19 protein-coding genes are annotated in these 19,667 nt (G+C 70.9%); 6 read left to right on the top strand and 13 right to left on the bottom strand.

The features are described 5' to 3' along the window. Window positions 1-18: 18 nt before the first annotated feature. Window positions 19-2,364: a polyribonucleotide nucleotidyltransferase gene (locus tag BLS95_RS45070; protein ID WP_090945763.1), complete on the bottom strand. Its 2,346-nt coding sequence runs from the start codon at window positions 2,362-2,364 to the stop codon at window positions 19-21. Between the two features lie 299 nt (window positions 2,365-2,663). Next, a complete protein-coding gene (gene rpsO, locus BLS95_RS45065) occupies window positions 2,664-2,933 on the bottom strand; it encodes a 30S ribosomal protein S15 (RefSeq protein WP_090945762.1) in 270 nt (89 codons plus the stop codon). 226 nt (window positions 2,934-3,159) lie between these two features. Between rpsO and BLS95_RS45060 the strand changes: the two genes are divergently transcribed. Further along, window positions 3,160-3,741 (top strand): DJ-1/PfpI family protein, encoded by a 582-nt coding sequence (locus BLS95_RS45060; RefSeq protein ID WP_090945761.1) that lies wholly within the window; start codon window positions 3,160-3,162, stop codon window positions 3,739-3,741. 64 nt (window positions 3,742-3,805) lie between these two features. On the opposite strand, the gene BLS95_RS45055 is transcribed toward BLS95_RS45060, so the two are convergent. Continuing rightward, window positions 3,806-4,732 carry a bifunctional riboflavin kinase/FAD synthetase gene (locus BLS95_RS45055; protein WP_090945760.1) on the bottom strand — a complete coding sequence of 309 codons (927 nt, stop codon included), beginning with the start codon at window positions 4,730-4,732 and terminating at the stop codon, window positions 3,806-3,808. A gap of 101 nt (window positions 4,733-4,833) precedes the next feature. Here BLS95_RS45055 and BLS95_RS45050 point away from each other — a divergent pair, with 101 nt between their 5' ends. Then, window positions 4,834-5,856 (top strand): TRM11 family SAM-dependent methyltransferase, encoded by a 1,023-nt coding sequence (locus BLS95_RS45050; RefSeq protein ID WP_090945759.1) that lies wholly within the window; start codon window positions 4,834-4,836, stop codon window positions 5,854-5,856. Window positions 5,857-5,859: 3 nt separating this feature from the next. On the opposite strand, the gene truB is transcribed toward BLS95_RS45050, so the two are convergent. The 8 genes from truB to rimP form a co-directional block, all read right to left on the bottom strand. Beyond that, the gene (gene truB / locus BLS95_RS45045) at window positions 5,860-6,741 is read right to left on the bottom strand and encodes a tRNA pseudouridine(55) synthase TruB (protein ID WP_090945758.1); all 882 of its coding nucleotides are present in this window, start codon (window positions 6,739-6,741) and stop codon (window positions 5,860-5,862) included. After that, the gene (locus tag BLS95_RS45040) at window positions 6,741-7,793 is read right to left on the bottom strand and encodes a DHH family phosphoesterase (RefSeq protein ID WP_090945757.1); all 1,053 of its coding nucleotides are present in this window, start codon (window positions 7,791-7,793) and stop codon (window positions 6,741-6,743) included. The genes truB and BLS95_RS45040 overlap by 1 nt, the downstream gene beginning before the upstream one ends. Then, window positions 7,790-8,239: a 30S ribosome-binding factor RbfA gene (rbfA, locus tag BLS95_RS45035; RefSeq protein WP_090945756.1), complete on the bottom strand. Its 450-nt coding sequence runs from the start codon at window positions 8,237-8,239 to the stop codon at window positions 7,790-7,792. Before rbfA ends, BLS95_RS45040 begins: the two co-directional genes overlap by 4 nt. 39 nt (window positions 8,240-8,278) lie before the next feature. Then, the gene (locus BLS95_RS45030; RefSeq protein WP_090945755.1) at window positions 8,279-8,575 is read right to left on the bottom strand and encodes a DUF503 domain-containing protein; all 297 of its coding nucleotides are present in this window, start codon (window positions 8,573-8,575) and stop codon (window positions 8,279-8,281) included. Window positions 8,576-8,695: 120 nt separating this feature from the next. Next, window positions 8,696-11,800 (bottom strand): translation initiation factor IF-2, encoded by a 3,105-nt coding sequence (gene infB, locus BLS95_RS45025; protein ID WP_090945754.1) that lies wholly within the window; start codon window positions 11,798-11,800, stop codon window positions 8,696-8,698. 112 nt (window positions 11,801-11,912) lie between these two features. Beyond that, entirely contained in the window at window positions 11,913-12,224 is a 312-nt protein-coding gene (locus BLS95_RS45020; RefSeq protein WP_090945753.1) for a YlxR family protein, read from the bottom strand. Then, window positions 12,208-13,212, bottom strand: coding sequence for a transcription termination factor NusA (gene nusA / locus BLS95_RS45015; protein ID WP_090945752.1), 1,005 nt, complete (start codon window positions 13,210-13,212; stop codon window positions 12,208-12,210). The genes BLS95_RS45020 and nusA overlap by 17 nt, the downstream gene beginning before the upstream one ends. 12 nt (window positions 13,213-13,224) lie before the next feature. Next, on the bottom strand, window positions 13,225-13,707 hold the full coding sequence (rimP, locus tag BLS95_RS45010) for a ribosome maturation factor RimP (protein WP_090945751.1): 483 nt from the start codon (window positions 13,705-13,707) through the stop codon (window positions 13,225-13,227). A 221-nt stretch (window positions 13,708-13,928) separates the two neighbouring features. On the opposite strand from rimP, the gene BLS95_RS45005 reads away from it, so the two are divergent. Together BLS95_RS45005 and BLS95_RS45000 are read left to right on the top strand one after the other, a co-directional pair. Then, the gene (locus BLS95_RS45005; RefSeq protein ID WP_090945750.1) at window positions 13,929-14,411 is read left to right on the top strand and encodes a hypothetical protein; all 483 of its coding nucleotides are present in this window, start codon (window positions 13,929-13,931) and stop codon (window positions 14,409-14,411) included. A gap of 41 nt (window positions 14,412-14,452) precedes the next feature. Continuing rightward, the gene (locus BLS95_RS45000; RefSeq protein ID WP_090945749.1) at window positions 14,453-14,932 is read left to right on the top strand and encodes a ferritin-like domain-containing protein; all 480 of its coding nucleotides are present in this window, start codon (window positions 14,453-14,455) and stop codon (window positions 14,930-14,932) included. A gap of 107 nt (window positions 14,933-15,039) precedes the next feature. On the opposite strand, the gene BLS95_RS44995 is transcribed toward BLS95_RS45000, so the two are convergent. Beyond that, window positions 15,040-16,782, bottom strand: a complete 1,743-nt coding sequence (locus BLS95_RS44995; RefSeq protein WP_090945748.1) for a proline--tRNA ligase — start codon at window positions 16,780-16,782, stop codon at window positions 15,040-15,042. 216 nt (window positions 16,783-16,998) lie between these two features. On the opposite strand from BLS95_RS44995, the gene BLS95_RS44990 reads away from it, so the two are divergent. Beyond that, window positions 16,999-17,937, top strand: coding sequence for an acyl-CoA dehydrogenase family protein (locus BLS95_RS44990; protein ID WP_090945747.1), 939 nt, complete (start codon window positions 16,999-17,001; stop codon window positions 17,935-17,937). Here the strand turns inward: BLS95_RS44990 and BLS95_RS44985 are convergent. Next, complete coding sequence (locus BLS95_RS44985) at window positions 17,934-18,419, bottom strand: hypothetical protein (protein ID WP_090945746.1); 486 nt, start codon at window positions 18,417-18,419, stop codon at window positions 17,934-17,936. The two genes, BLS95_RS44990 and BLS95_RS44985, sit on opposite strands and share 4 nt — an antisense overlap. Before the next feature lie 93 nt (window positions 18,420-18,512). Between BLS95_RS44985 and BLS95_RS44980 the strand changes: the two genes are divergently transcribed. Continuing rightward, window positions 18,513-19,580 carry an LLM class flavin-dependent oxidoreductase gene (locus tag BLS95_RS44980; RefSeq protein WP_090945745.1) on the top strand — a complete coding sequence of 356 codons (1,068 nt, stop codon included), beginning with the start codon at window positions 18,513-18,515 and terminating at the stop codon, window positions 19,578-19,580. Window positions 19,581-19,667: the final 87 nt, after the last annotated feature.

Genomic DNA, 19,667 nt, shown 5'->3' with positions numbered 1-19,667 from the left:
CTTCTGTGGTCCTCACCGTCACGAGTTGCGGTCGTCGCCGTCGGTGCGGGTGCTGCGCACGCGCGTGCGAGTGCGGCGCGGCTTGTCCGGCTTCTCCTCGGCGGCCGGCGCGGCGGCGGCCTCGGGCTCGGGAGCGGTGTCGGAACCGCCCTCGACGGACTCGGTGGCGGGCTTCGCCTCCTTGTCCGCGGCCTCCTTCTCGATGACCTCGACCGGCACCAGGGAGAGCTTGCCCCGGCCGTCGATCTCGGCGATCTCGACCTGGATCTTCTCGCCGACGCTCATGACGTCCTCGACGTTCTCGATGCGCTTGCCGCCGTGCAGCTTGCGGATCTGGGAGACGTGCAGCAGGCCGTCCTTGCCCGGCATCAGCGAGATGAACGCCCCGAAGGCGGCGATCTTGACGACCGTGCCCAGGTAGCGCTCGCCGACCTCCGGCATGTGCGGGTTGGCGATGCCGTTGATCGCCGTACGGGCCGCCTCGGCGGACGGGCCGTCGGTGGCGCCGATGTAGATCGTGCCGTCGTCCTCGATGGTGATCTCGGCGCCCGTGTCGTCCTGGATCTGGTTGATCATCTTGCCCTTGGGGCCGATGACCTCGCCGATCTTGTCCACGGGGACCTTGATGGTGATGATGCGCGGCGCGGTCGGGTTCATCTCCGCCGGGGAGTCGATCGCCTCCTGCATCACGTCGAGGATCGCCAGGCGGGCGCCCTTGGCCTGCTTGAGCGCGGCGGCCAGCACGGAGGCCGGGATGCCGTCGAGCTTGGTGTCGAGCTGCAGGGCGGTGATGACGTCCTTGGTGCCGGCGACCTTGAAGTCCATGTCGCCCATGGCGTCCTCGGCGCCCAGGATGTCGGTCAGCGTGACGAAGGTGTCGCCCTCGCCGATCAGGCCCATCGCGATGCCCGCGACCATCTCCCTGAGCGGCACGCCGGCGTCGAGCAGCGCCATCGTGGAGGCGCAGACCGAGCCCATCGAGGTCGAGCCGTTGGAGCCCAGCGCCTCGGAGACCTGGCGGATCGCGTACGGGAACTCCTCGCGCGAGGGCAGCACCGGGATGAGCGCCCGCTCGGCCAGCGCGCCGTGACCGATCTCGCGGCGCTTGGGCGAGCCCACCCGGCCGGTCTCGCCGGTGGAGTAGGGCGGGAAGTTGTAGTTGTGCATGTAGCGCTTGGTGCGCTCGGGGTTGAGCGTGTCGATGACCTGCTCCATGCGCAGCATGTTGAGCGTGGTGATGCCCAGGATCTGGGTCTCGCCACGCTCGAACAGGGCCGAGCCGTGCACCCGCGGCACCACGTGGACCTCGGCGGACAGGGCGCGGATGTCCTTCGTGCCGCGGCCGTCGATGCGCACGCCCTCGTTGATGACCCGCTCGCGCATGAGCTTCTTCATCACCGAGCGGAACGCGGCGGAGATCTCCTTCTCCCGCCCCTCGAACTCGGGCAGCAGCTTCTCCGCGGCCAGCGCCTTGACCTTGTCGAGCTCGCTCTCGCGCTCCAGCTTGCCGGCGATGGTCAGCGCGGCGGCCAGCTCGGTCTTGATCGCGTTTTCGACGGCGGCGTAGACGTCGTCCTGGTAGTCCAGGAAGACGGCGTATTCGGCGGTCTCCTTTGCGGCGACCTGCGCGATGCGCGACTGCGCCTCGCACAGCACCTTGATGAAGGGCTTGGCCGCCTCCAGGCCCTGCGCGACGGTCTCCTCGGTCGGCGCGACGGCGCCCTCGGCGACCAGCTTGAGCGTGTCCTTGGTGGACTCGGCCTCGACCATCATGATCGCGACATCGCCGTCGCCGAGCACGCGGCCCGCCACGACCATGTCGAACGTGGCCCGCTCCAGCTCGTGGTGCGTCGGGAAGGCCACCCACTGGCCGTCGATCAGCGCGACGCGCACGCCGCCGATCGGGCCGGAGAACGGCAACCCGGCGAGCTGGGTGGACAGAGACGCGGCGTTGATGGCCACCACGTCGTAGAGGTGGTCAGGGTTGAGCGCCATGACGGTGGCGACGACCTGGATCTCGTTGCGCAGGCCCTTGACGAACGACGGGCGCAGCGGCCGGTCGATCAGCCGGCAGGTGAGGATCGCGTCCTCGGAGGGACGGCCCTCACGGCGGAAGAACGAGCCGGGGATACGGCCCGCGGCGTACATTCGCTCTTCGACGTCGACCGTGAGCGGGAAGAAGTCGAAGTTCTCCTTCGGCGTCTTGGACGCCGTGGTGGCGGAGAGAACCATCGTGTCGTTGTCGAGATAGGCGACGGCGGAACCCGCCGCCTGGCGCGCGAGACGGCCGGTCTCGAACCGGATCGTACGCGTGCCGAAAGAGCCGTTGTCTATGACGGCTTCAGCGGTGTGGACACCCTCCACGGGGGACCTCCTTGTGGTCGGTCTCCCGCGCCCTTTTCCACCGGCACCCTCGTTAGGTGCAGCGCCGGTCTTCGATCGAAGCGCCCGGTCACAATCTCACTTTCATACCTACCGGAAGCCACTACCGAGGACCGGCCCGCAGGCGTCGCGGGTCGCATGGTGCTGAGCGGACGCGGGGGCTGTGTGTCTCGGATATTCAGTTGTACGCCAGGCGCCCGGCCGTTTCACGTCGCCACGCGCCTGGGCGTCCGGCCGCGCCGATATGGAAAGGGAGCGGCGCGGACGCCGCTCCCTTCATGCTATCGGCGCAGGCCGAGCCGCTCGATGAGCGAGCGGTAACGCTGGATGTCGACCTTCTGCAGGTATTTCAGCAGCCGGCGCCGACGCCCGACGAGCAGGAGCAGACCACGACGGCTGTGGTGGTCGTGCTTGTGCGTCTTCAGGTGCTCGGTGAGCTCGCTGATGCGCTTGCTGAGCAGCGCGATCTGCACCTCGGGCGACCCGGTGTCGCCTTCGGCCGTCGCGTATTCGCTGATGATGGTCTTCTTGGCAGCGGTGTCGAGGGACACGGCTCTCCTTCGATCTACGGGCACGCGTGAATGAGATGGATGTGCGAGCGACCGTGCGTGCCTACAGTCGCCGCGTGAAGGCCGTCATGGGCAGCGCGCAACAGCGCCGTCACAGAGCCGACATGCAAGGTTACCACCTAGGACGGGGTGGTCCGCCGTATCGACATCATCGTGCTGGAAGACTGTTGCGACGGGGCCTGCCCTGGCACGAGATGGAGGACTCGCCATGCGGATCGGAATCTTGCTGTTCGAGGACGTCGAGGAGCTCGACGCGGTGGGGCCGTGGGAGGTGTTCGGGATGTGGGAGCGGCTGTGGCCGGGCGAGATCGAGCTGCTCTCCCTCGCCCGCACGGCCGGCCCGGTCAAGGCGGCCAAGGGCCTGAAGCTGCTCGCCGACCACGGCTTCGCCGACGTGGGCGGGCTCGACGTCCTGGTGCACCCCGGCGGCAAGGGCACCCGGCCGCTGGTCACGGACGAGGAGCACCTGGAGTGGGTACGCGGCCTGCGTGCCGGGACGCCGCTGATGACCAGCGTGTGCACGGGAGCCCTGGTGTACGCGGCGGCGGGACTGCTGAAGGACCGCCCGGCCACGACGCACTGGGGGGCGGTCGAGCGGCTGGCCGCGCTGGACCCGACGATCGAGGTCCGGGAGAACGCCAGGTTCGTGGACGACGGCGACATGGTCACCTCGGCCGGCGTGTCGGCGGGCATCGACATGTCCCTCCACCTGGTGGCCCGCCTGTCGACGAAGGACCGGGCGCGGGAGATCCGCCGCTACATGCAGTACGACCCGGAGCCCCCGGTCTGACGCCCGGGGCGCAGCCGGTCGAGCGGGCGCTCCGTGGAGGCGGGCGGCTCGCGTAACGAAGGGTTCAACTGGTGAGGCGGCGGGTGGCCGCGACGTCGCCCTCGATGCCGGCGATCAGCGCGTCGATCGACTCGAACCGCGTGTTGCCGCGCAGGCGCGCGGCGAACTCGACCGCCACGTGCACCCCGTAGAGCTCCAGATCATCCCGATCCAGCGCATAGGCCTCGACCGTCCTGGGCACCCCTTCGAACGTCGGATTGGTGCCGACCGAGATCGCCGCCGGCCACCGCTCCCCCGCATAGAGCGCGGGCAGGTTGGCCACGGGCACGCACTCCAGCCAACCCGCGTAGACCCCGTCCGCCGGAATGGCCGTGTGCTGCGGCGTCTCCACGTTGGCGGTCGGGAAGCCGAGCTGGCGCCCCCGCTGGTAGCCGCGTACGACCACGCCCTCCACGCGGTGCGGCCGCCCCAGCATCGCGGCGGCGCCCTCGACGTCGCCCGCGACGAGCCGCTCGCGGATCGCGGTCGAGGAGAGGTCGTCGAGCAGGGGCACGACCTCCACCCCGAAGTCGTATTTGTCGCCCATCGTGCGCAATGTCTCCACATCGCCGCTGGCGGCGCGCCCGAACCGGAAGTTCTGCCCCACCACGACGGCGGCGGCCTGGAGACGTTCGGCCAGGACGTTCTGGGCGAAGTCATCGGGACTGGTCCGCGACAGCTCCAGCGTGAACTCCAGGACGTGGACCTCGTCCACCCCCAGCGCGGCCAGCAACTCGGCCCGGCGCCGCGGGGTGGTGAGCCGCTGCGGGCGCGCCCCCGGCCGCACCACCTCGTCAGGGTGCGGCTCGAACGTCACGGCCACGCTCCGCAGCCCCCGCTCGCGGGCCACGGCGACAGCACGCTCGACCACCCGCTGGTGCCCGCGGTGGACCCCGTCGTACACACCTATGGTGACGACAGACCTTCCCGAACCCTGCACGCTAGGCCCCATTCGCTCGTGGCGGATCAATCCCCACAAGCGTGCCATGCTCGCGCTCGTTCCCTCCAATCGAGCCCCGGGCGGCCACGTCAGGGGCGGTAGGATCGCACATCATGCCTCGATACGCGCTTCTGATCCTGCCTGCCTTCAACCGGGTCTACGGCGAGAGCTCCGTCCGGCTGACCCTGAGCGAGCTGGCCGTGTTCGGCCGGCGGGCGCTCGGCGACGAGGCGCCGGTGGGCGAGGAGACCGAGATCGGCGGCGTGCCGTACGTGACGTTCGAGACCCCTGAGCCGCTTACCCAGGCGGACATTTCGCTTTTGTCCAATCTTTCCTCTGTTTACGCGATTTTTCAGATTGAGGGCGAGCTGCTCAGGCCGCTGACCATGCGCCGCCTCGACCGGCTGAGCAGCGACCTGATCACCATCCAGAAATACGCCGGCAAGACCAACGAGCACTTCACCAAGCTGCTGCTCAACGTCACCGTCCTGGCGTGCGACAGGGAGCTGGGCGACCGGCTGGCGGTGTTCGACCCGCTCTGCGGCCGCGGCACGACCCTCAACCAGGCCCTGATGTACGGCTACGACGCCTACGGCATCGACGTGGACGGCAAGGACTTCGAGGCCTACACCGGCTTCATCAAGACCTGGCTGCGCAACAAGCGGCTCAAGCACACCGCGGAGACCGTGCCGGTGCGCCGCGAGCGGGCCCTGGTGGGGCGGCGGCTGAACATCACGTTCGGCCTGTCGAAGGAGTCGGTCAAGGCGGGCGACGTGCAGCACCTGACCATGATCAACGCCGACACCCTCAGAAGCCGCGAGTTCTTCAAGCCGGGCTCGTTCGACGTCCTGGTGACCGACGCCCCCTACGGTGTGCAGCACGGCAGCAAGGGCGGGCACGGCGGCCTGTCACGCAGCCCGATGGAGCTGCTCAGGCAGGCCGTGCCGAGCTGGGCCGGGTTGCTGCGCCCCGGCGGCGCGATGGGCATCGCCTGGAACACCTACGGCGGCAAGAGCGCGGAGCTGGCCGAGATCCTCAAGGACGCGGGCCTGGAGGTGATGGACTATCCGGGCTTCGAGCACTGGGTGGACCAGGCGATCGTCCGCGACATCATCGTGGCCCGCAAGCCCACCTGACCGCTAGGACACGAAGACGGCGATGGGCCTGGCCGTACGGCCCTGCTCCTCGACCAGTGCCAGCAGCTCGCCCTCGGGCCCGAACACCCCGATCGGCCCCTTTCCGAGCCCGGCCGCCGGCAGCCGCCCGCCGTGCCCGATGACCCGCGCCTCCTCGGCCGTCACGTCCCTGCGCGGGAACGCCGCCGCCACCGCCTCCCCGATCGGCAGCACCACGCACTCCTCGGTGAGCTGCTCGATGCTCCGGGCCAGCGACAGGTCATAGGGCCCCACCCGGGTACGCCGCAGCCGCGTCAGATGCCCGCCGACCCCCAGTGCCGCCCCCAGGTCACGGGCCAGCGCCCGGATGTAGGTGCCGCTGGAGCACGTCACGACGGCATCGACGTCGACCACCGCCGCCGGCTCCTGCTCGTGCCGGACGTCCAGCACCTCGAACGCGCGCACCGTCACCGCCCGGGCCGCCAACTCGACCGCCTCGCCGGCCCGCGCCGCCTTGTAGGCCCGCTGCCCGTTCACCTTGATCGCGCTCACCTGCGGCGGGACCTGCATGATCTCACCGGTCAGCGCCGCGACACCCTTGCGGATCTCGGCCGCCGTCACCTCCGCCGCCGATGTCGTGGCCACGACCTCGCCCTCGGCGTCGTCGGTGTTCGTGCTCACCCCGAGCCTGATGGTGGCCTCGTAGACCTTCTCCGTCAGCGCGAGGTGCCCGAGCAGCCTGGTCGCCTTCTCCACCCCGACCACCAGCACGCCGGTGGCCATCGGATCGAGCGTGCCCGCGTGCCCCACCCGCCGGGTGCCCGCGATGCGCCGCATCTTGGCCACCACGTCGTGCGAGGTCCACTCGCCCGGCTTGTCGACGATGAGCAGCCCGCTCTCCGCCATCACACCGCTCCGCTCGATCGCCGTCGCACCTTCGCCAGCTCGCGCCGGAACCTGGCCATGGTCTCGACCACGCCGTCGTGCGAGGTGTATCCGGCGGCGTTGTGGTGCCCGCCGCCGCCCAGCACCGAGCACACGGTCCCCACGTCCACCGCGCCCTTGGACCGGGTCGACACCTGCCAGTCGCCATGGTCGTCCTCCTTGAGCACGACCGCGACCTCGGCCTCGTCCGTACGCCGGACGATGTCGATGATGCCTTCGAGCTCCGCGTACGGCAGCCCGTACGCGGCCCGGTCCACCCGCGTCACATAGGTCCACACCAGCCCGTCCTCCAGCCTCACCCGTTCCAGAGCGGAGGCCAGCACCTTGAGATAGCCGAACGGCGAGCGGTCCCACAGCTCCCGGGCGATCTCGTCGGTCCGCAACCCGGTGGCCACCAGCCTGGCCGCCATCTGGTGCACGGCGGGCGTCGTCGAGGGATACCGGAACGAGCCCGTGTCGGTCACCAGCCCGGCGTACAGGCACGTGGCGATGTCCCGGTCGAGCCGTCCGCCGAGCCGGTAGACCAGCTGCTCGGCCAGCATCGCCGTGGCCGCCGCCGTGGAGTCGACCAGGCCGAGCGTGCCGAAGCTCTCGTTAGAGGGGTGGTGGTCGACCACGATGACCTCACGCGCCCGGGCGGCGTTGTCGCGCAGCAGCCCCAGCCGCTCCGGCGTCGAGGCGTCGAACGTGATCACCAGCCCCGGCACGGGCGGGAACTCCTCCGGCGGCACCAGCATGTCCTGGCCCGGCAGGAACCGCAGCAGGCGGGGCACCGCGAAGTGCCGGTCGCCGAACGACGCCACGATCCGCTTGCCCATCGAACGCAGCACGAACCCGACGGCCAGCATCGAGCCGAGCGCGTCGCCGTCGGGCGTCACGTGACAGGCCAGAGCGACCTCCTCGGCCCCGCCGATGAGCCGCACCGCCCGGTCCCACGAGATCTCGGGGATCGCGTCGTGGCACGGGGCCGCGCGGGACGGGCGGTCTGCTCTGTCGCGAACGTTGGGCGTCACGCCGGGTCGTCCCCCGGCTCGACCGCTTCGTCGGGCTTGCGGTAGGGGTCGGCCTCTCCGGCGTAGGCGGCGCTCTGGGCCTGGCGGGCCACCTCGGCGTCCCGGGCCCGGGCGGCGTTGATCAGGTCGTCGAGCTGGCGCGCGCTGTCAGGCAGGGGGTCGTGCTTGAACGTCAGCGTCGGGGTGAACCGCACGCCCGTCTGGCGGCCCACCTCGGAGCGGATGACACCCTTGGCGCTCTCCAGCGCGGCGGCGCTGTCGGCCCGCTCGGCCTCGGAGCCGAACACCGTGTAGAACACCGTCGCCTCGCGCAGGTCCGCCGTGATGCGCGTGTCGGTCACGGTGACGAAGCCCAGGCGCGGGTCCTTGATCCGGCGCTCCAGCATCTCGGCGACGATCTGCTGGATGCGGTCGGCGAGCTTGCGCGCTCGTGCGGCGTCCACCATGTTCGCTCCCCCTCACGCACGTCCTGGCCGTGCTGTCGTTCAATCTTCGTCGTTGTAGAGCCGGTGCCTGGCCGACAGCAGCTCGATCTCGGGGCGGAAGGCCACCATCCGCTCGCAGGCGTCCAGCACCTCCTGGCAGTTTCCGGCGGAGGCCGACACCACGGCGACGCCGACCTCCGCCCTGCGATGCAGGTCGAGGTGGCCGGTCTCAGCCACGGCGATGCTGGGATAACGTCGCTGCAGTTCGGCGATCAGCGGCCGGACGACAGAGCGCTTCTGCTTCAGCGATCTGACGTCGCCGAGCAGGATGTCCAGGGTCAGGGCACCCACATACATCGTTGGCAACCACCGCTTGGCCTGGTGTGGTGAGCGCACGTCCGGCCTGCTGCGGTGGGGACCAGGCCAGGACGTGCGAGCGGCGCCCGGCGGATGTCCCGCCGGGCGCCCGGCCGCGCGTCACGCGCGCGGCTTCTCCCGCATCTCGTACGTCTCGATCACGTCGTCGATCCGGATGTCGTTGTAGCCGACCCCGATACCGCACTCGAAGCCCTCGCGGACCTCGGTCGCGTCATCCTTGAAGCGACGCAGGGAGGAGACGGTCAGGTTGTCGGCGATGACGACGCCATCGCGGATCACCCTGGCCTTGCTGTTGCGGACGATCACGCCGGAGCGGACCAGCGAACCGGCGACGTTGCCGATCTTCGGCACCTTGAAGACCTCGCGGACCTCCGCCGTGCCCATCTGGACCTCTTCGAACTCGGGCTTGAGCATGCCCTTGAGCGCCGCCTCGATCTCCTCGATCGCCTGGTAGATGACCGAGTAGTAGCGGATGTCGACGCCCTCGCGCTCGGCCAGGTCGCGTGCCCGCGGCTCGGGGCGCACGTTGAAGCCGATGATGACCGCGTTGTCGTCGGCGACGGCCAGGTTGACGTCGTATTCGGTGATCGCGCCGACCGCGCGGTGCAGGACACGGAGCCTGACCTCGTCGCCGACGTCGATCTTGAGCAGGGCGTCTTCCAGGGCCTCCACCGAACCGGACACGTCACCCTTGATGATGAGCTTGAGCTCGTCGACGCGGCCCTTCTCAAGGTCGCTGAACAGCTCTTCAAGGGTGCGGCGACGGCTCGACTTCGCCATGTCGGCGCTGCGCTTGCGCGCCGCGCGCTGCTGGGCGATCTGCCGGGCCATGCGGTCGTCGGTGACCACGATGAAGTTGTCACCGGCGCTCGGCACCGCCGTCAGACCCATCACCAGGACGGGACGGGACGGCGTGGCCTCCTCGACCGCGTCGCCGTTGTCGTCGAGCATCGCGCGAACGCGGCCGAAGGCCTCGCCACACACGATCGAGTCGCCGACGCGCAGCGTGCCGCGCTGGACCAGGACGGTCGCGACGGGGCCACGGCCCTTGTCGAGGTGCGCCTCGATCGCGATGCCCTGGGCGTCCATCGTCGGGTTGGCCCGCAGGTCGAGCTCGGCGTCCGCGGTGAGCAGGATGGCCTCGAGGAGCTGGTCGATGCCCGTGCCGTTTTTCGCCGAGATGTCGACGAACAGCGTCGAGCCGCCGTATTCCTCGGCCACCAGGCCGTATTCCGTGAGCTGGGCGCGCACCTTGTTGGGGTCGGCGCCCTCCTTGTCGATCTTGTTGACCGCGACCACGACCGGCACGTCGGCCGCCTGGGCGTGGTTGAGGGCCTCGATCGTCTGCGGCTTCACACCGTCGTCGGCCGCGACCACCAGCACCGCGATGTCGGTGGACTTGGCGCCACGGGCACGCATGGCGGTGAACGCCTCGTGACCCGGGGTGTCGATGAAGGTGATCTTCCGGTCTTCGCCGTCGTGCTCGGCGGCGACCTGGTAAGCGCCGATGTGCTGGGTGATGCCACCCGCCTCGCGCGCCACCACGTTGGTCTTGCGGATGGCGTCGAGCAGCTTGGTCTTACCGTGGTCGACGTGACCCATGACGGTCACGACCGGCGGACGCGCGGCCAGGTCGGCCTCGTCGCCCTCGTCCTCGCCGAACTCGATGTCGAAGGCCTCGAGCAGCTCGCGGTCCTCCTCCTCCGGGCTGACGACCTGGATGTCGTAGTCCAGCTCGGCGCCCAGGAGCTGCAGCGTCTCCTCGTTGACCGACTGGGTCGCGGTCACCATCTCACCGAGGTGCAGCATGATCTGCACGAGGGAGGCGGGGTTCGCGCCGATGCGGTCGGCGAAGTCGGCCAGCGACGCGCCGCGCGGCAGGCGGATCGTCGCGCCGTTGCCGCGAGCGACCTGCACGCCGCCGATCGCCGGCGCCGACATGTTGTCGAACTCCTGGCGCCGCTGGCGCTTGGACTTGCGGCCACGCGCGGGACGGCCGCCGGGACGCCCGAAGGCTCCCGCGGTGCCGCCACCACGGCCACGGCCGCCGCCACCCGGACGGCCGCCGAAGCCACCGCCGCCGCCACCGGGACCACCGGTGCTGGTGCGCGGGCCGGCGCCACCGCCGCCACCGGGACGACCGGCGAACCCGCCGCCACCACCGGGACGACCGCCGCCGCCACCACCGGGACGGCCACCGCCGCCACCGCCGGGACGACCGCCACCGCCACCGCCGCCGCCACCGGGACCAGGACGGCCACCGCCGCCGCCAGGACCGGAGGGACGACCCTGCGGCATCATCATCGGGTTGGGACGCGGGCCACCGGGGCGGGGACCACCGGCACCGGGACCGGGACGCGGACCGCCGGAGGGCGGGCCGGGACGCGGGCCGCCGGGACCGGAGGGCCTGCCTTCGCCGCCGCCACGACCCTGCGGCGGACGCGGCATCGCGCCGTCGCGCGGCGGACCGTCACGACGCTCGCGCTGCCCCGGACCGCCACCGTCGCGGTTGCCGCCGGAGCGCGGCGGACGGGACTGGCCCATGCCGCTCGCGTTGGATGAGAACGGGTTGTTGCCGGGACGCGGGCCACGGGGACCCGGCTTGGGACCCGGGCCGGGCCGCGGGCCACCACCACCACCGGCGGGGGCGCCGGGACGCGGCGCCTGCTGGCCACCGCCACCACCGCCACCGGCGGGACCAGGACGCGGGCCGGGCTTGGGACCCGGACGAGGACCGGGCCGCGGACCCGGAGTCGGACGGGACGGCGCAGCACTCTCGAAACGTGCCTGCGGAGCCCCGGAGGTCTCACCGCGCGCGGCCTCAGGCTGCTGCTGCGGCGGGTGCGGCATGGGCACCGGCGGGCGCGGCTGACCGCCGCCCGCGGGACCAGGACGCGGACCGGGCCTCGGACCCGGACGCGGGGCAGAGGGGATCGGCGCCCCCGAGGCGCCATTACCGGCCTGGCTGTCAGCCGGCCGGGGCGCAGCCTTTGGCGGCTGCGGCTTGTTGGACGGCGAGCCGCCGCCCCTGGAGGGCCCACCCTTCGATGCGCCCAGAGCTTCGGTGAGCCTGCGGACCACCGGCGCCTCGATGGTCGAGGACGCCGAACGGACGAACTCCCCCATCTCCTGGAGCTTGGCCATGACGACCTTGCTCTCTACGCCGAACTCCTTAGCGAGCTCGTATACCCGGACCTTCGCCACTGCACTCCCTTACTCGGCCCGGGAGGCTGGCTATGCCGTCCGGACCGTCGCTACCTTGACGTCTTCATCGCCGCGTGCTCATCAGGCGCTCATAGCAATCTGACTCCGCCCATCAACTCGGCGTCCTACATGACATTTCGTGGTCTCCCTCCAGGTGCGCCCGCACGCGCGAGACGTCAAGCGGCCCCGGCACGCGGAACGCGCGCGGAAACGCTCGGCGGCGCTCGGCAAGCTCCAGACAACTCACGGACGGATGCAGCGATGCACCACGGCCCGGGAGCCGTCCTCGCAGGTCAGGGATCACCTGATCCTCAACCCGCACCAGACGGAGCAGCTCGGACTTAGCCGCGCGGACCCGGCAGCCCACACAAGTGCGCTGCGGGACCGCTTGGCCACCATATTCCAGCTTACCGTGTTGACGCATCTACGGAACCGGCGGCATCTTCGGCCTGAGTGTCCGGCCGGATGTCGATCCGCCATCCGGTGAGCCTCGCGGCCAGCCGGGCGTTCTGCCCTTCCTTGCCGATGGCCAGCGAGAGCTGGTAGTCGGGTACGGTCACCCGCGCCACGCGCCCCTCGAGATCGAGAACCTCCACGTGGGAAACACGTGCGGGCGACAGGGCATTCCCTACGAATTCGCCCGGATCCTCTGACCAGTCGATGATGTCGATCTTCTCACCGTGCAGCTCGGTCATCACGTTGCGCACGCGCGAGCCCATCGGGCCGATGCACGCGCCCTTGGCGTTGACGCCGGGCTTGCGGGACCTGACCGCGATCTTCGTACGGTGGCCGGCCTCCCGCGCCACCGCGGCGATCTCCACGGTGCCGTCGGCGATCTCCGGCACCTCCAGCGCGAACAGCTTCTTCACCAGCCCGGGATGCGTGCGCGACAGGGTGACGGAGGGGCCCTTGTGGCCCTTCTTCACCTGCACGACGTAGGCGCGGATGCGCTCTCCGTGCACGTATTCCTCACCGGGGACCTGCTCGGCGTGCGGCAGCACGGCCTCGATCTTGCCCAGGTCGACCAGCACCACGCGCGGGTCCTTGCCCTGCTGGATGACGCCGGAGACCAGCTCACCCTCGCGGCTGGCGAACTCACCGAAGTTGATCTCGTCCTCGGCGTCCCGCAGCTGCTGCAGGATGACCTGCTTGGCGGTGGTGGCGGCGATCCGGCTGAAGTTGTTGGGCGTGTCGTCGAACTCCCTGACGACCTCACCCTCCTCGTCCAGCTCGGCCGCCCAGATCGTGACGTGACCGCTGCCGCGGTCGAGTTCGGCGCGCGCCTTGGCGGCGGCGCCGTCAGTACGGAAGTACGCGATCAGCAGCGCGTCCTCGATCGCCTTGACGACCAGGTCGAAGGAGATGTCCTTTTCTCGCTCCAGGCTGCGCAGGACGCTCATGTCGATGTCCACGACGGCTCCCCCCTAGCCTTCGCCGTCGACGTCGTCGAGTCGGCGGAACTCCACCTGTACCCGTCCCCGGGTCAGGTCTTCGTAATCAAGCCTGCGTGCGGTGCCCGCGACATCGAGGTCGACACCGCCGTCGTCCGCGGTCATGATGCGGCCCTCCACGATGGAGCCGTCTCTCATCTCCGCCTTCACCAGCCGCTTGGCGGCCCGGCGCCAGTGGCGCGGCTCGGTGAGGGGACGGTCGACGCCCGGCGAGGAAACCTCGAGCGTGTAGGCCGCCTGTCCCATCGAGTCGTCGTCGTCGAGTGCCGTGGACACGGCCTGGCTCACGTCGGCCACGTCGTCGAGGCTCACGCCGCCGTCCCGGTCGACGATCACGCGGACCAGTCGTCGTTTGCCTGCCTGGGTGACCGTGATGTCCTCCAGATCGAGGCCCTCCGCGCTGACCACGGGCTCAAGGAGCTTCATCAGGTGGTCGCGGGGTGATGCGCTGCCCATATCGACCTCCCCTATTGTCATGTACTCAGCCGGGCGGACCTCGCCTCAGGCTCCCGCCGCGTGGCCGCTCAGCCAGCGACGACAGTTGACACCCTATCCGTATGCGGGCACGGAAAGAGCGCCACTCGGCGTGGTCGAATGGCGAGCGTCGCCTGACAGCGATCGTGGGTGCCAGCCCGTACGATGCTATCTGCGTCCGTCGTCACTGGAGGTCCAAGCCCGTGCGCCCGCTTCACCTGTCCCGGCGAGCCTTGCTGGCGGGCGGAGTGGCGGCTCTGACCGCCTGCAGCTCCTCCGCCCCCACTTCCGCGCCGACCCCCCAGGCCACGGACACCCCCGAGAGCCGGCTGCTGAAAGACCTGATCGCGGAGAAGGAACGCACGATCGCGCTCTATTCTTCCCTGATCGCCGGCGGGGCGGAAAAGCTGGTCCCGTTCCGTGATCGCCACCAGGCGCACGTCAACGAGTTGCGCAAGCATGTGGTCGTCACCGCGTCACCGCTCCCGGCGTCGGGGACGCCGCAGCCCACGGCGTCGGCCACCCCGAAGCGGGTGTCGTTGTCGCGGCTGCGGGACCTGGAGGCCAAGGCGGCCGAGCTGCGCACCCGCCAGCTCGCCGACGTCTCGCCCGGGGTGGCCCAGCTGATCGCCAGCATCGGCGCCTGCGAGGCCGCCCATGTCGTGGCGCTGCCGAGGTCGCTGTGAGCCTGGTGGGGGCCTGAGGTGAGCATCGTGACGGGAGCACAGTGAGCGAGAAGAGCGCCGACGACGTCGAGAAGCTGCGCAAGGCGCTGGCGGCCGAGCACGCGGCGCTGTACGCGTACGGGCTGCTGGGCGCGCGGACGTCGGGTCCGCTGCGGGACAGGATGACCGCGGCGTTCGAGGCCCACCGGGCCGGCCGCGACCGGTTGCGGGCGTACATCACGGCGCACGGCGGCAGGCCGGTGGAGCCCGACGCGTCCTACGAGCTGCCGTTCTTCCCCGGCAACGCCACCCAGGCGGTCCGGCTGGCGGTGCAGCTGGAGACCGGCGTCACGGCCGCCTACCTGGAGCTGGCCGCGGCGCGGGACGCCTCGTTGCGCCGCTATGCCGCGCTGGCCATGCAGGACGCCGTGACCCGCTCCTACGACTTCCGGCCCGCCCAGCCCGCGGCGTTCCCCGGCATGCCGGTCGCCGCCACCGCCCCGGCCACGGTCTCTCCCTCAGTGGTGAAGGACGGAGAGTAGGCCGGGGCACCGGCGGGGCGGGCGAGGACGGGTCCGCCGAGGCCCGTGCCCGTCCAGCGGCGGGCATGGGCTCGGCGGGCCCGACCGTCACACTCGGGTGCGGGCCGTCAGGTCAGGGCGGCGAAGATGCGGTCGGCGGCCTCGGTGAGCGGGATCTCCGACTTCTCGCCCGAGACGCGGTCGCGGAGCTCCACCACGCCCTGCGTCAGCCCCCGGCCGACCACCACGATCGTCGGGACCCCGAGCAGCTCCGCGTCCTTGAACTTCACGCCAGGCGACACCTGGGCCCGGTCGTCGACCAGCACCCGCGCCCCGCGCGACTCCAGCTCGGCGGCCAGCTCCAGCGCGGCCTCCACCTGGTTTTCCTTGCCGGTCCCGACGATGTGCACGTCGGCCGGGGCCACCTCGCGGGGCCACACCAGGCCCAGCGAGTCGTGGGCCTGCTCGGCGATGACCGCCACGGCGCGCGAGACGCCGATGCCGTAGGAGCCCATGGTGATGCGGATGGGCTTGCCGTCGGGGCCGAGGGCGTCGAGCCCCGCGGCGTCGGCGTATTTACGGCCGAGCTGGAAGATGTGGCCGATCTCGATGCCCCGGTCGATGGACAGCGACGAGCCGCAGCGGGGGCAGGGGTCGCCGGCGCGCACCTCGGCGGCCTCGATGGTGCCGTCGGGAATGAAGTCGCGCCCCGCCACCACGTTGGCGGCGTGCTTGCCCGCCTCGTTGGCGCCCGTGACCCAGGACGTGCCGGTGACCACGCGGGGGTCGACGAGGTAGCGGATGCCCAGCTCGCGCAGGATCTGCGGGCCGATGTAACCGCGTACGAGGCCGGGATGCGCGGCGAAGTCGGCGGCCTCGAAGATGGCGGGCTCGCCGGGCGACAGCGCCGCCTCCAGGCGCTTGAAGTCCACCTCCCGGTCGCCGGGCACGCCGATGACCAGCGTCTCCACCTTGTCGGAGCCCGGCGTGACGACCTTGACGACGACGTTCTTCAGGGTGTCGGCGGCGGTGATCGACAGGCCGTGGTGCTCGTTGACGTGGGACACCAGGCTCTCGATCGTGGGCGTGCCGGGCGTGTCGAGCACCCGCAGCGGCGCCGCGTCCTCGATCGCGCCGGCGGCCGGGGCGGTCGTGACGACGGCCTCGGCGTTGGCCGCGTAGCCGCAGGTGTGGCAGGCCACGAACGTGTCCTCGCCCGTGGGCGTGGGTGCCAGGAACTCCTCCGACGCCGAGCCGCCCATCGCCCCCGACACGGCGAACACGATCTTGTAGTCGATGCCGAGCCGGTCGAACGTCCGGATGTAGGCCTCACGGTGCTGCTCGTAGGAGCGCTTGAGGCCGTCGTCGTCGAGGTCGAAGGAGTAGGAGTCCTTCATGACGAACTCCCGGCCGCGCAGGATGCCCGCCCTGGGCCGGGCCTCGTCGCGGTATTTGGTCTGGATCTGGTAGAGCGTGACCGGATAGTCCTTGTACGAGGAGTATTCGCCCTTGACCATGTCGGTGAAGAGCTCCTCGTGGGTGGGACCGAGGAGGTAGTCGGCGCCCTTGCGGTCCTGGAGCCGGAACAGCGTGTCACCGTATTCGGTCCAGCGGCCGGTGGCCTCGTAGAACTCGCGGGGCAGCAGGGCGGGGAAGAGCACCTCCTGGCCGCCCATCCGGTTCATCTCCTCGCGGACGACGCGGGCGACGTTTTCGAGCACCATCTTGCCCAGGGGCAGCCACGAGTAGATGCCGGGCGCGACACGACGGACGTAGCCGGCGCGGACCAGGAGCTTGTGGCTCGGCACTTCCGCGTCTGCCGGGTCGTCCCGCAGGGTGCGAAGAAACAACGACGACATGCGCAGCAACACGGCTACTCCTTGCTCGTACCTGGATGCGGAGGCTTACAGGCTATCCAGTCGGGGCGACCGCTCGCTCGGCGTTATCCGCGAGCCCCGGCCGGAGCGGCGTCCGGAGTCACGCCGCCGACGGGATCCGGCCTGCCATGAGGGCCGTGATCGGGGCGGCGAACGGCGTGGCGTCACCGGGTGTTGTGTGGCAAGCAATCGCTTGGTTAGCATCCGGCCATGACGCTCGCCGATGAGCTCCGCGCCGTCGTCCGCGCCCATCTCGCCGACCGGCCCGGCGCGTCCTGGCGGGAGCTGGCGCGCGACCTGGGAGTCGCCGGCCTGCTCGTCCCCGAGGAGTACGGCGGCACGGGTTGCGGCCCCGCCGAGGCGGCGGCCGTGGCCGAGGAGCTGGGCCGGGTGCTGTCACCCCACCCGTTCCTGCAGTCGGCGGTGATGGCCGTCGCGGCGGCCCGGGCCGGCGGGGCCGGTGACCTGCTGGAGGCGCTGGCCACGGGGACGACCACCGCCACCGTGGTGCTGCCAGGCGACGGCGACCTGTGGCTCGACGGGGGCCTGCTGACGGGCGTGGTGCCGTACGCGCTGGCGGGCGAGGTGGTGCTCGTCTACACCGGGGGCCTGCTGGTGCGGGCCGCGCCGGCGGAGCGCAGGACGTACCCGACCATGGACGAGAGCCGGCCGCTGCAGGAGTTGTCCTTCCGCGCCACCCCGGTGGAGCCCCTCGGCGACGGCGGGTCGTGGGCCCGGGTGCGCGACCTCGGGATCGCCGCGCTGGCCGCCGAGCAGGTGGGCGGGGCGCGGCGATGCCTGGAGATGGCGGTGGAGTACGCGAAGACGCGGCGGCAGTTCGGGCGGCCGATCGGGTCGTTCCAGGCGATCAAGCACAAGCTGGCCGACCTGCTGCTGCTCGTGGAGTCGGCCAGTTCGGCGGCGGGGGCGGCGGCCGGTGACGAGCTGTCGGCGGCGGTGGCGGGGTCGTACTGCACCGAGGCCTACCTGGCGGCGGCGGGCGAGAACATCCAGATCCACGGCGGCATCGGGATCACCTGGGAGCATCCCGCGCACCGCTATTTCAAGCGGGCCACCTCCGACGCGCAGCTGTTCGGGCCGCCACAGGCTCACCGCGCCCGTCTCGCGGAGCGCATCTTCGCCGGCTAACCGCCGAGCAGCTCCTCCCAGGGATGGCGGGTGTTGGTGCGGCGGGTGGTGTCCAGGGCCTCGGACAGACGCCAGAAGCCCGGGCGCTCGCGTACGGTCGCCCGCCCCATCGGGTCGATCGCGCGCAGCTCGAACCGCACGCCCATCACGTCGAGCACGGCCGAGCCGTCGCTGCCGGGGCCGGCCTCGATGACGAGCGAGCCGTCGAAGTCCGGGTCGCGCACCTCCTCGGCGAGCAGGGAGGCCACTTCGGAGGCATACGGGCCGTCGCGCCACTCGATGTGCCAGCTGTGGTCGGCCCCGCGCCACCACGTGAGGTCGCGGCACGACTCGATGAAGTCGGCCTCGGTGGCGAGCGCGGCCATCACCCGGCCGAACGCTTCGTAGCGGCGGGCGCTGGTGAGCGAGAGGTCATCGTCGGCGACGTCGGAGCCCGCGCCGTCCTTCGGCCGCCGCAGCACGTGCTTTCGCTTCACGAGCATCCACTCTGATCGCGTACGCGCCCTTCCCGCAAGTCTTTGCCGCTGATACGCTCTACCAAGCGAGCGCTTGGTTAACCAACTCCCGGAGGCGCGATGACGTCCCTACGGATCAGCCTGGGATATGAGCTGGAGGTCCGCGGTCGTACGCGCGAAGTAGAGCAGCAGGCGTTCCGGAACGTGATCGACCAGGTCGTCCTGGGCGACCGGCTGGGTTTCGACACGGCCTGGTTCGTGGAGCACCACTTCACCCGGGGCTTCTCCCACTCCTCCGCTCCCGATCTGGTCCTGGCCGCCATCTCGCAGCGCACCGAGCGCATCCGGCTGGGGCTGGGCGTGGTGCTGTTGCCGTTCCAGTCCCCGATCCGCACGGCCGAGCGCGTCGCCACGCTGGACGTGCTGAGCGGCGGGCGGGTGGAGTTCGGGACGGGGAGGGGGGCCTCGCCGCTGGAGTACCAGGCGTTCCAGCGCCCGTTCGAGCAGTCGCGGCGGATCTGGGAGGACTCCCTGGAGGCCGCGCTGGCCATCTGGCGGGCCGACGGCGAGCCCGTCACCAGGTCGAACGAGTTCTTCGAGATCCCCGACGTGGCCGTCTACCCGCGTCCCGCGCAGCGGCCGCATCCCCCGGTGTGGGTGGCCTCCACCTCGCTCGACGGCTACCTGGCCGCCGCCAGGCACGGCTACCACCTGCTCGGCATGACGATGCTCAAAGGCATCGACGACGTCGCCGCCGACATCACGAGATATCGGGAATGCTTGGCGGACAGCGGCTTCGACCCGGCCACCCGCCGCGTCGCCCTCATGATCCCCTGGTTCGTCGCCCCGACGCGGGACGCGGCGAACGGCACCGCCGCCGACGCCGTCCTGTGGTACATCCGCCGCCAGGTCAACCTGGTCACCCCGCCCGGCTACCACGACGCCCGGCACGCCACCCACCGCGTGCTGGGCCAGCTCGCCGCCGGGTTGCCGCCGGAGGAGGCCATGGCCACGCTGCGCGAGCACCTGATGGTGGTGGTGGACGACGTGGCCGGCTCGCGCAAGGCCCTGGCCAGGATCGCCGAGGCGGGCGCCACCGACCTCATCGTCCAGGCGCAGGTCGGCGGGCTGGCGCACGAGCGGGTGTGCGAGTCGATGACGCTGTTCATGAATGAGGTGGCGCGTTGATGGGTGAGGGTGGCGCGTTGACGGGGCCGTTCGTGAGTGGGGTGCCGCATTGAGGGGGCCGTTCGTGAGTGGGGTGGCGCATTGAGG

The organism is Nonomuraea jiangxiensis, assembly GCF_900099965.1.
In the GTDB taxonomy this organism is placed as follows: Bacteria; Actinomycetota; Actinomycetes; order Streptosporangiales; family Streptosporangiaceae; genus Nonomuraea; species Nonomuraea jiangxiensis.
The sequence above is the reverse complement of the archived record's forward strand: the minus strand, read 5'-3'. Positions and strand labels throughout refer to the sequence as shown.

Excerpts from the sequence above, each read along its gene's own strand:
- BLS95_RS45020 (WP_090945753.1), bottom strand. The coding sequence starts at position 12,224 with ATGCGTCAACACGGTAAGCTGGAATATGGTGGCCAAGCGGTCCCGCAG.
- rbfA (WP_090945756.1), bottom strand. The coding sequence starts at position 8,239 with ATGGTGGACGCCGCACGAGCGCGCAAGCTCGCCGACCGCATCCAGCAG.
- truB (WP_090945758.1), bottom strand. The coding sequence starts at position 6,741 with ATGGCGGAGAGCGGGCTGCTCATCGTCGACAAGCCGGGCGAGTGGACC.
- BLS95_RS45030 (WP_090945755.1), bottom strand. The coding sequence starts at position 8,575 with ATGTATGTGGGTGCCCTGACCCTGGACATCCTGCTCGGCGACGTCAGA.
- BLS95_RS45055 (WP_090945760.1), bottom strand. The coding sequence starts at position 4,732 with ATGGGGCCTAGCGTGCAGGGTTCGGGAAGGTCTGTCGTCACCATAGGT.
- BLS95_RS45060 (WP_090945761.1), top strand. The coding sequence starts at position 3,160 with ATGCGGATCGGAATCTTGCTGTTCGAGGACGTCGAGGAGCTCGACGCG.
- BLS95_RS44990 (WP_090945747.1), top strand. The coding sequence starts at position 16,999 with ATGACGCTCGCCGATGAGCTCCGCGCCGTCGTCCGCGCCCATCTCGCC.
- rimP (WP_090945751.1), bottom strand. The coding sequence starts at position 13,707 with ATGGGCAGCGCATCACCCCGCGACCACCTGATGAAGCTCCTTGAGCCC.
- BLS95_RS44985 (WP_090945746.1), bottom strand. The coding sequence starts at position 18,419 with ATGCTCGTGAAGCGAAAGCACGTGCTGCGGCGGCCGAAGGACGGCGCG.
- BLS95_RS44980 (WP_090945745.1), top strand. The coding sequence starts at position 18,513 with ATGACGTCCCTACGGATCAGCCTGGGATATGAGCTGGAGGTCCGCGGT.
- BLS95_RS45050 (WP_090945759.1), top strand. The coding sequence starts at position 4,834 with ATGCCTCGATACGCGCTTCTGATCCTGCCTGCCTTCAACCGGGTCTAC.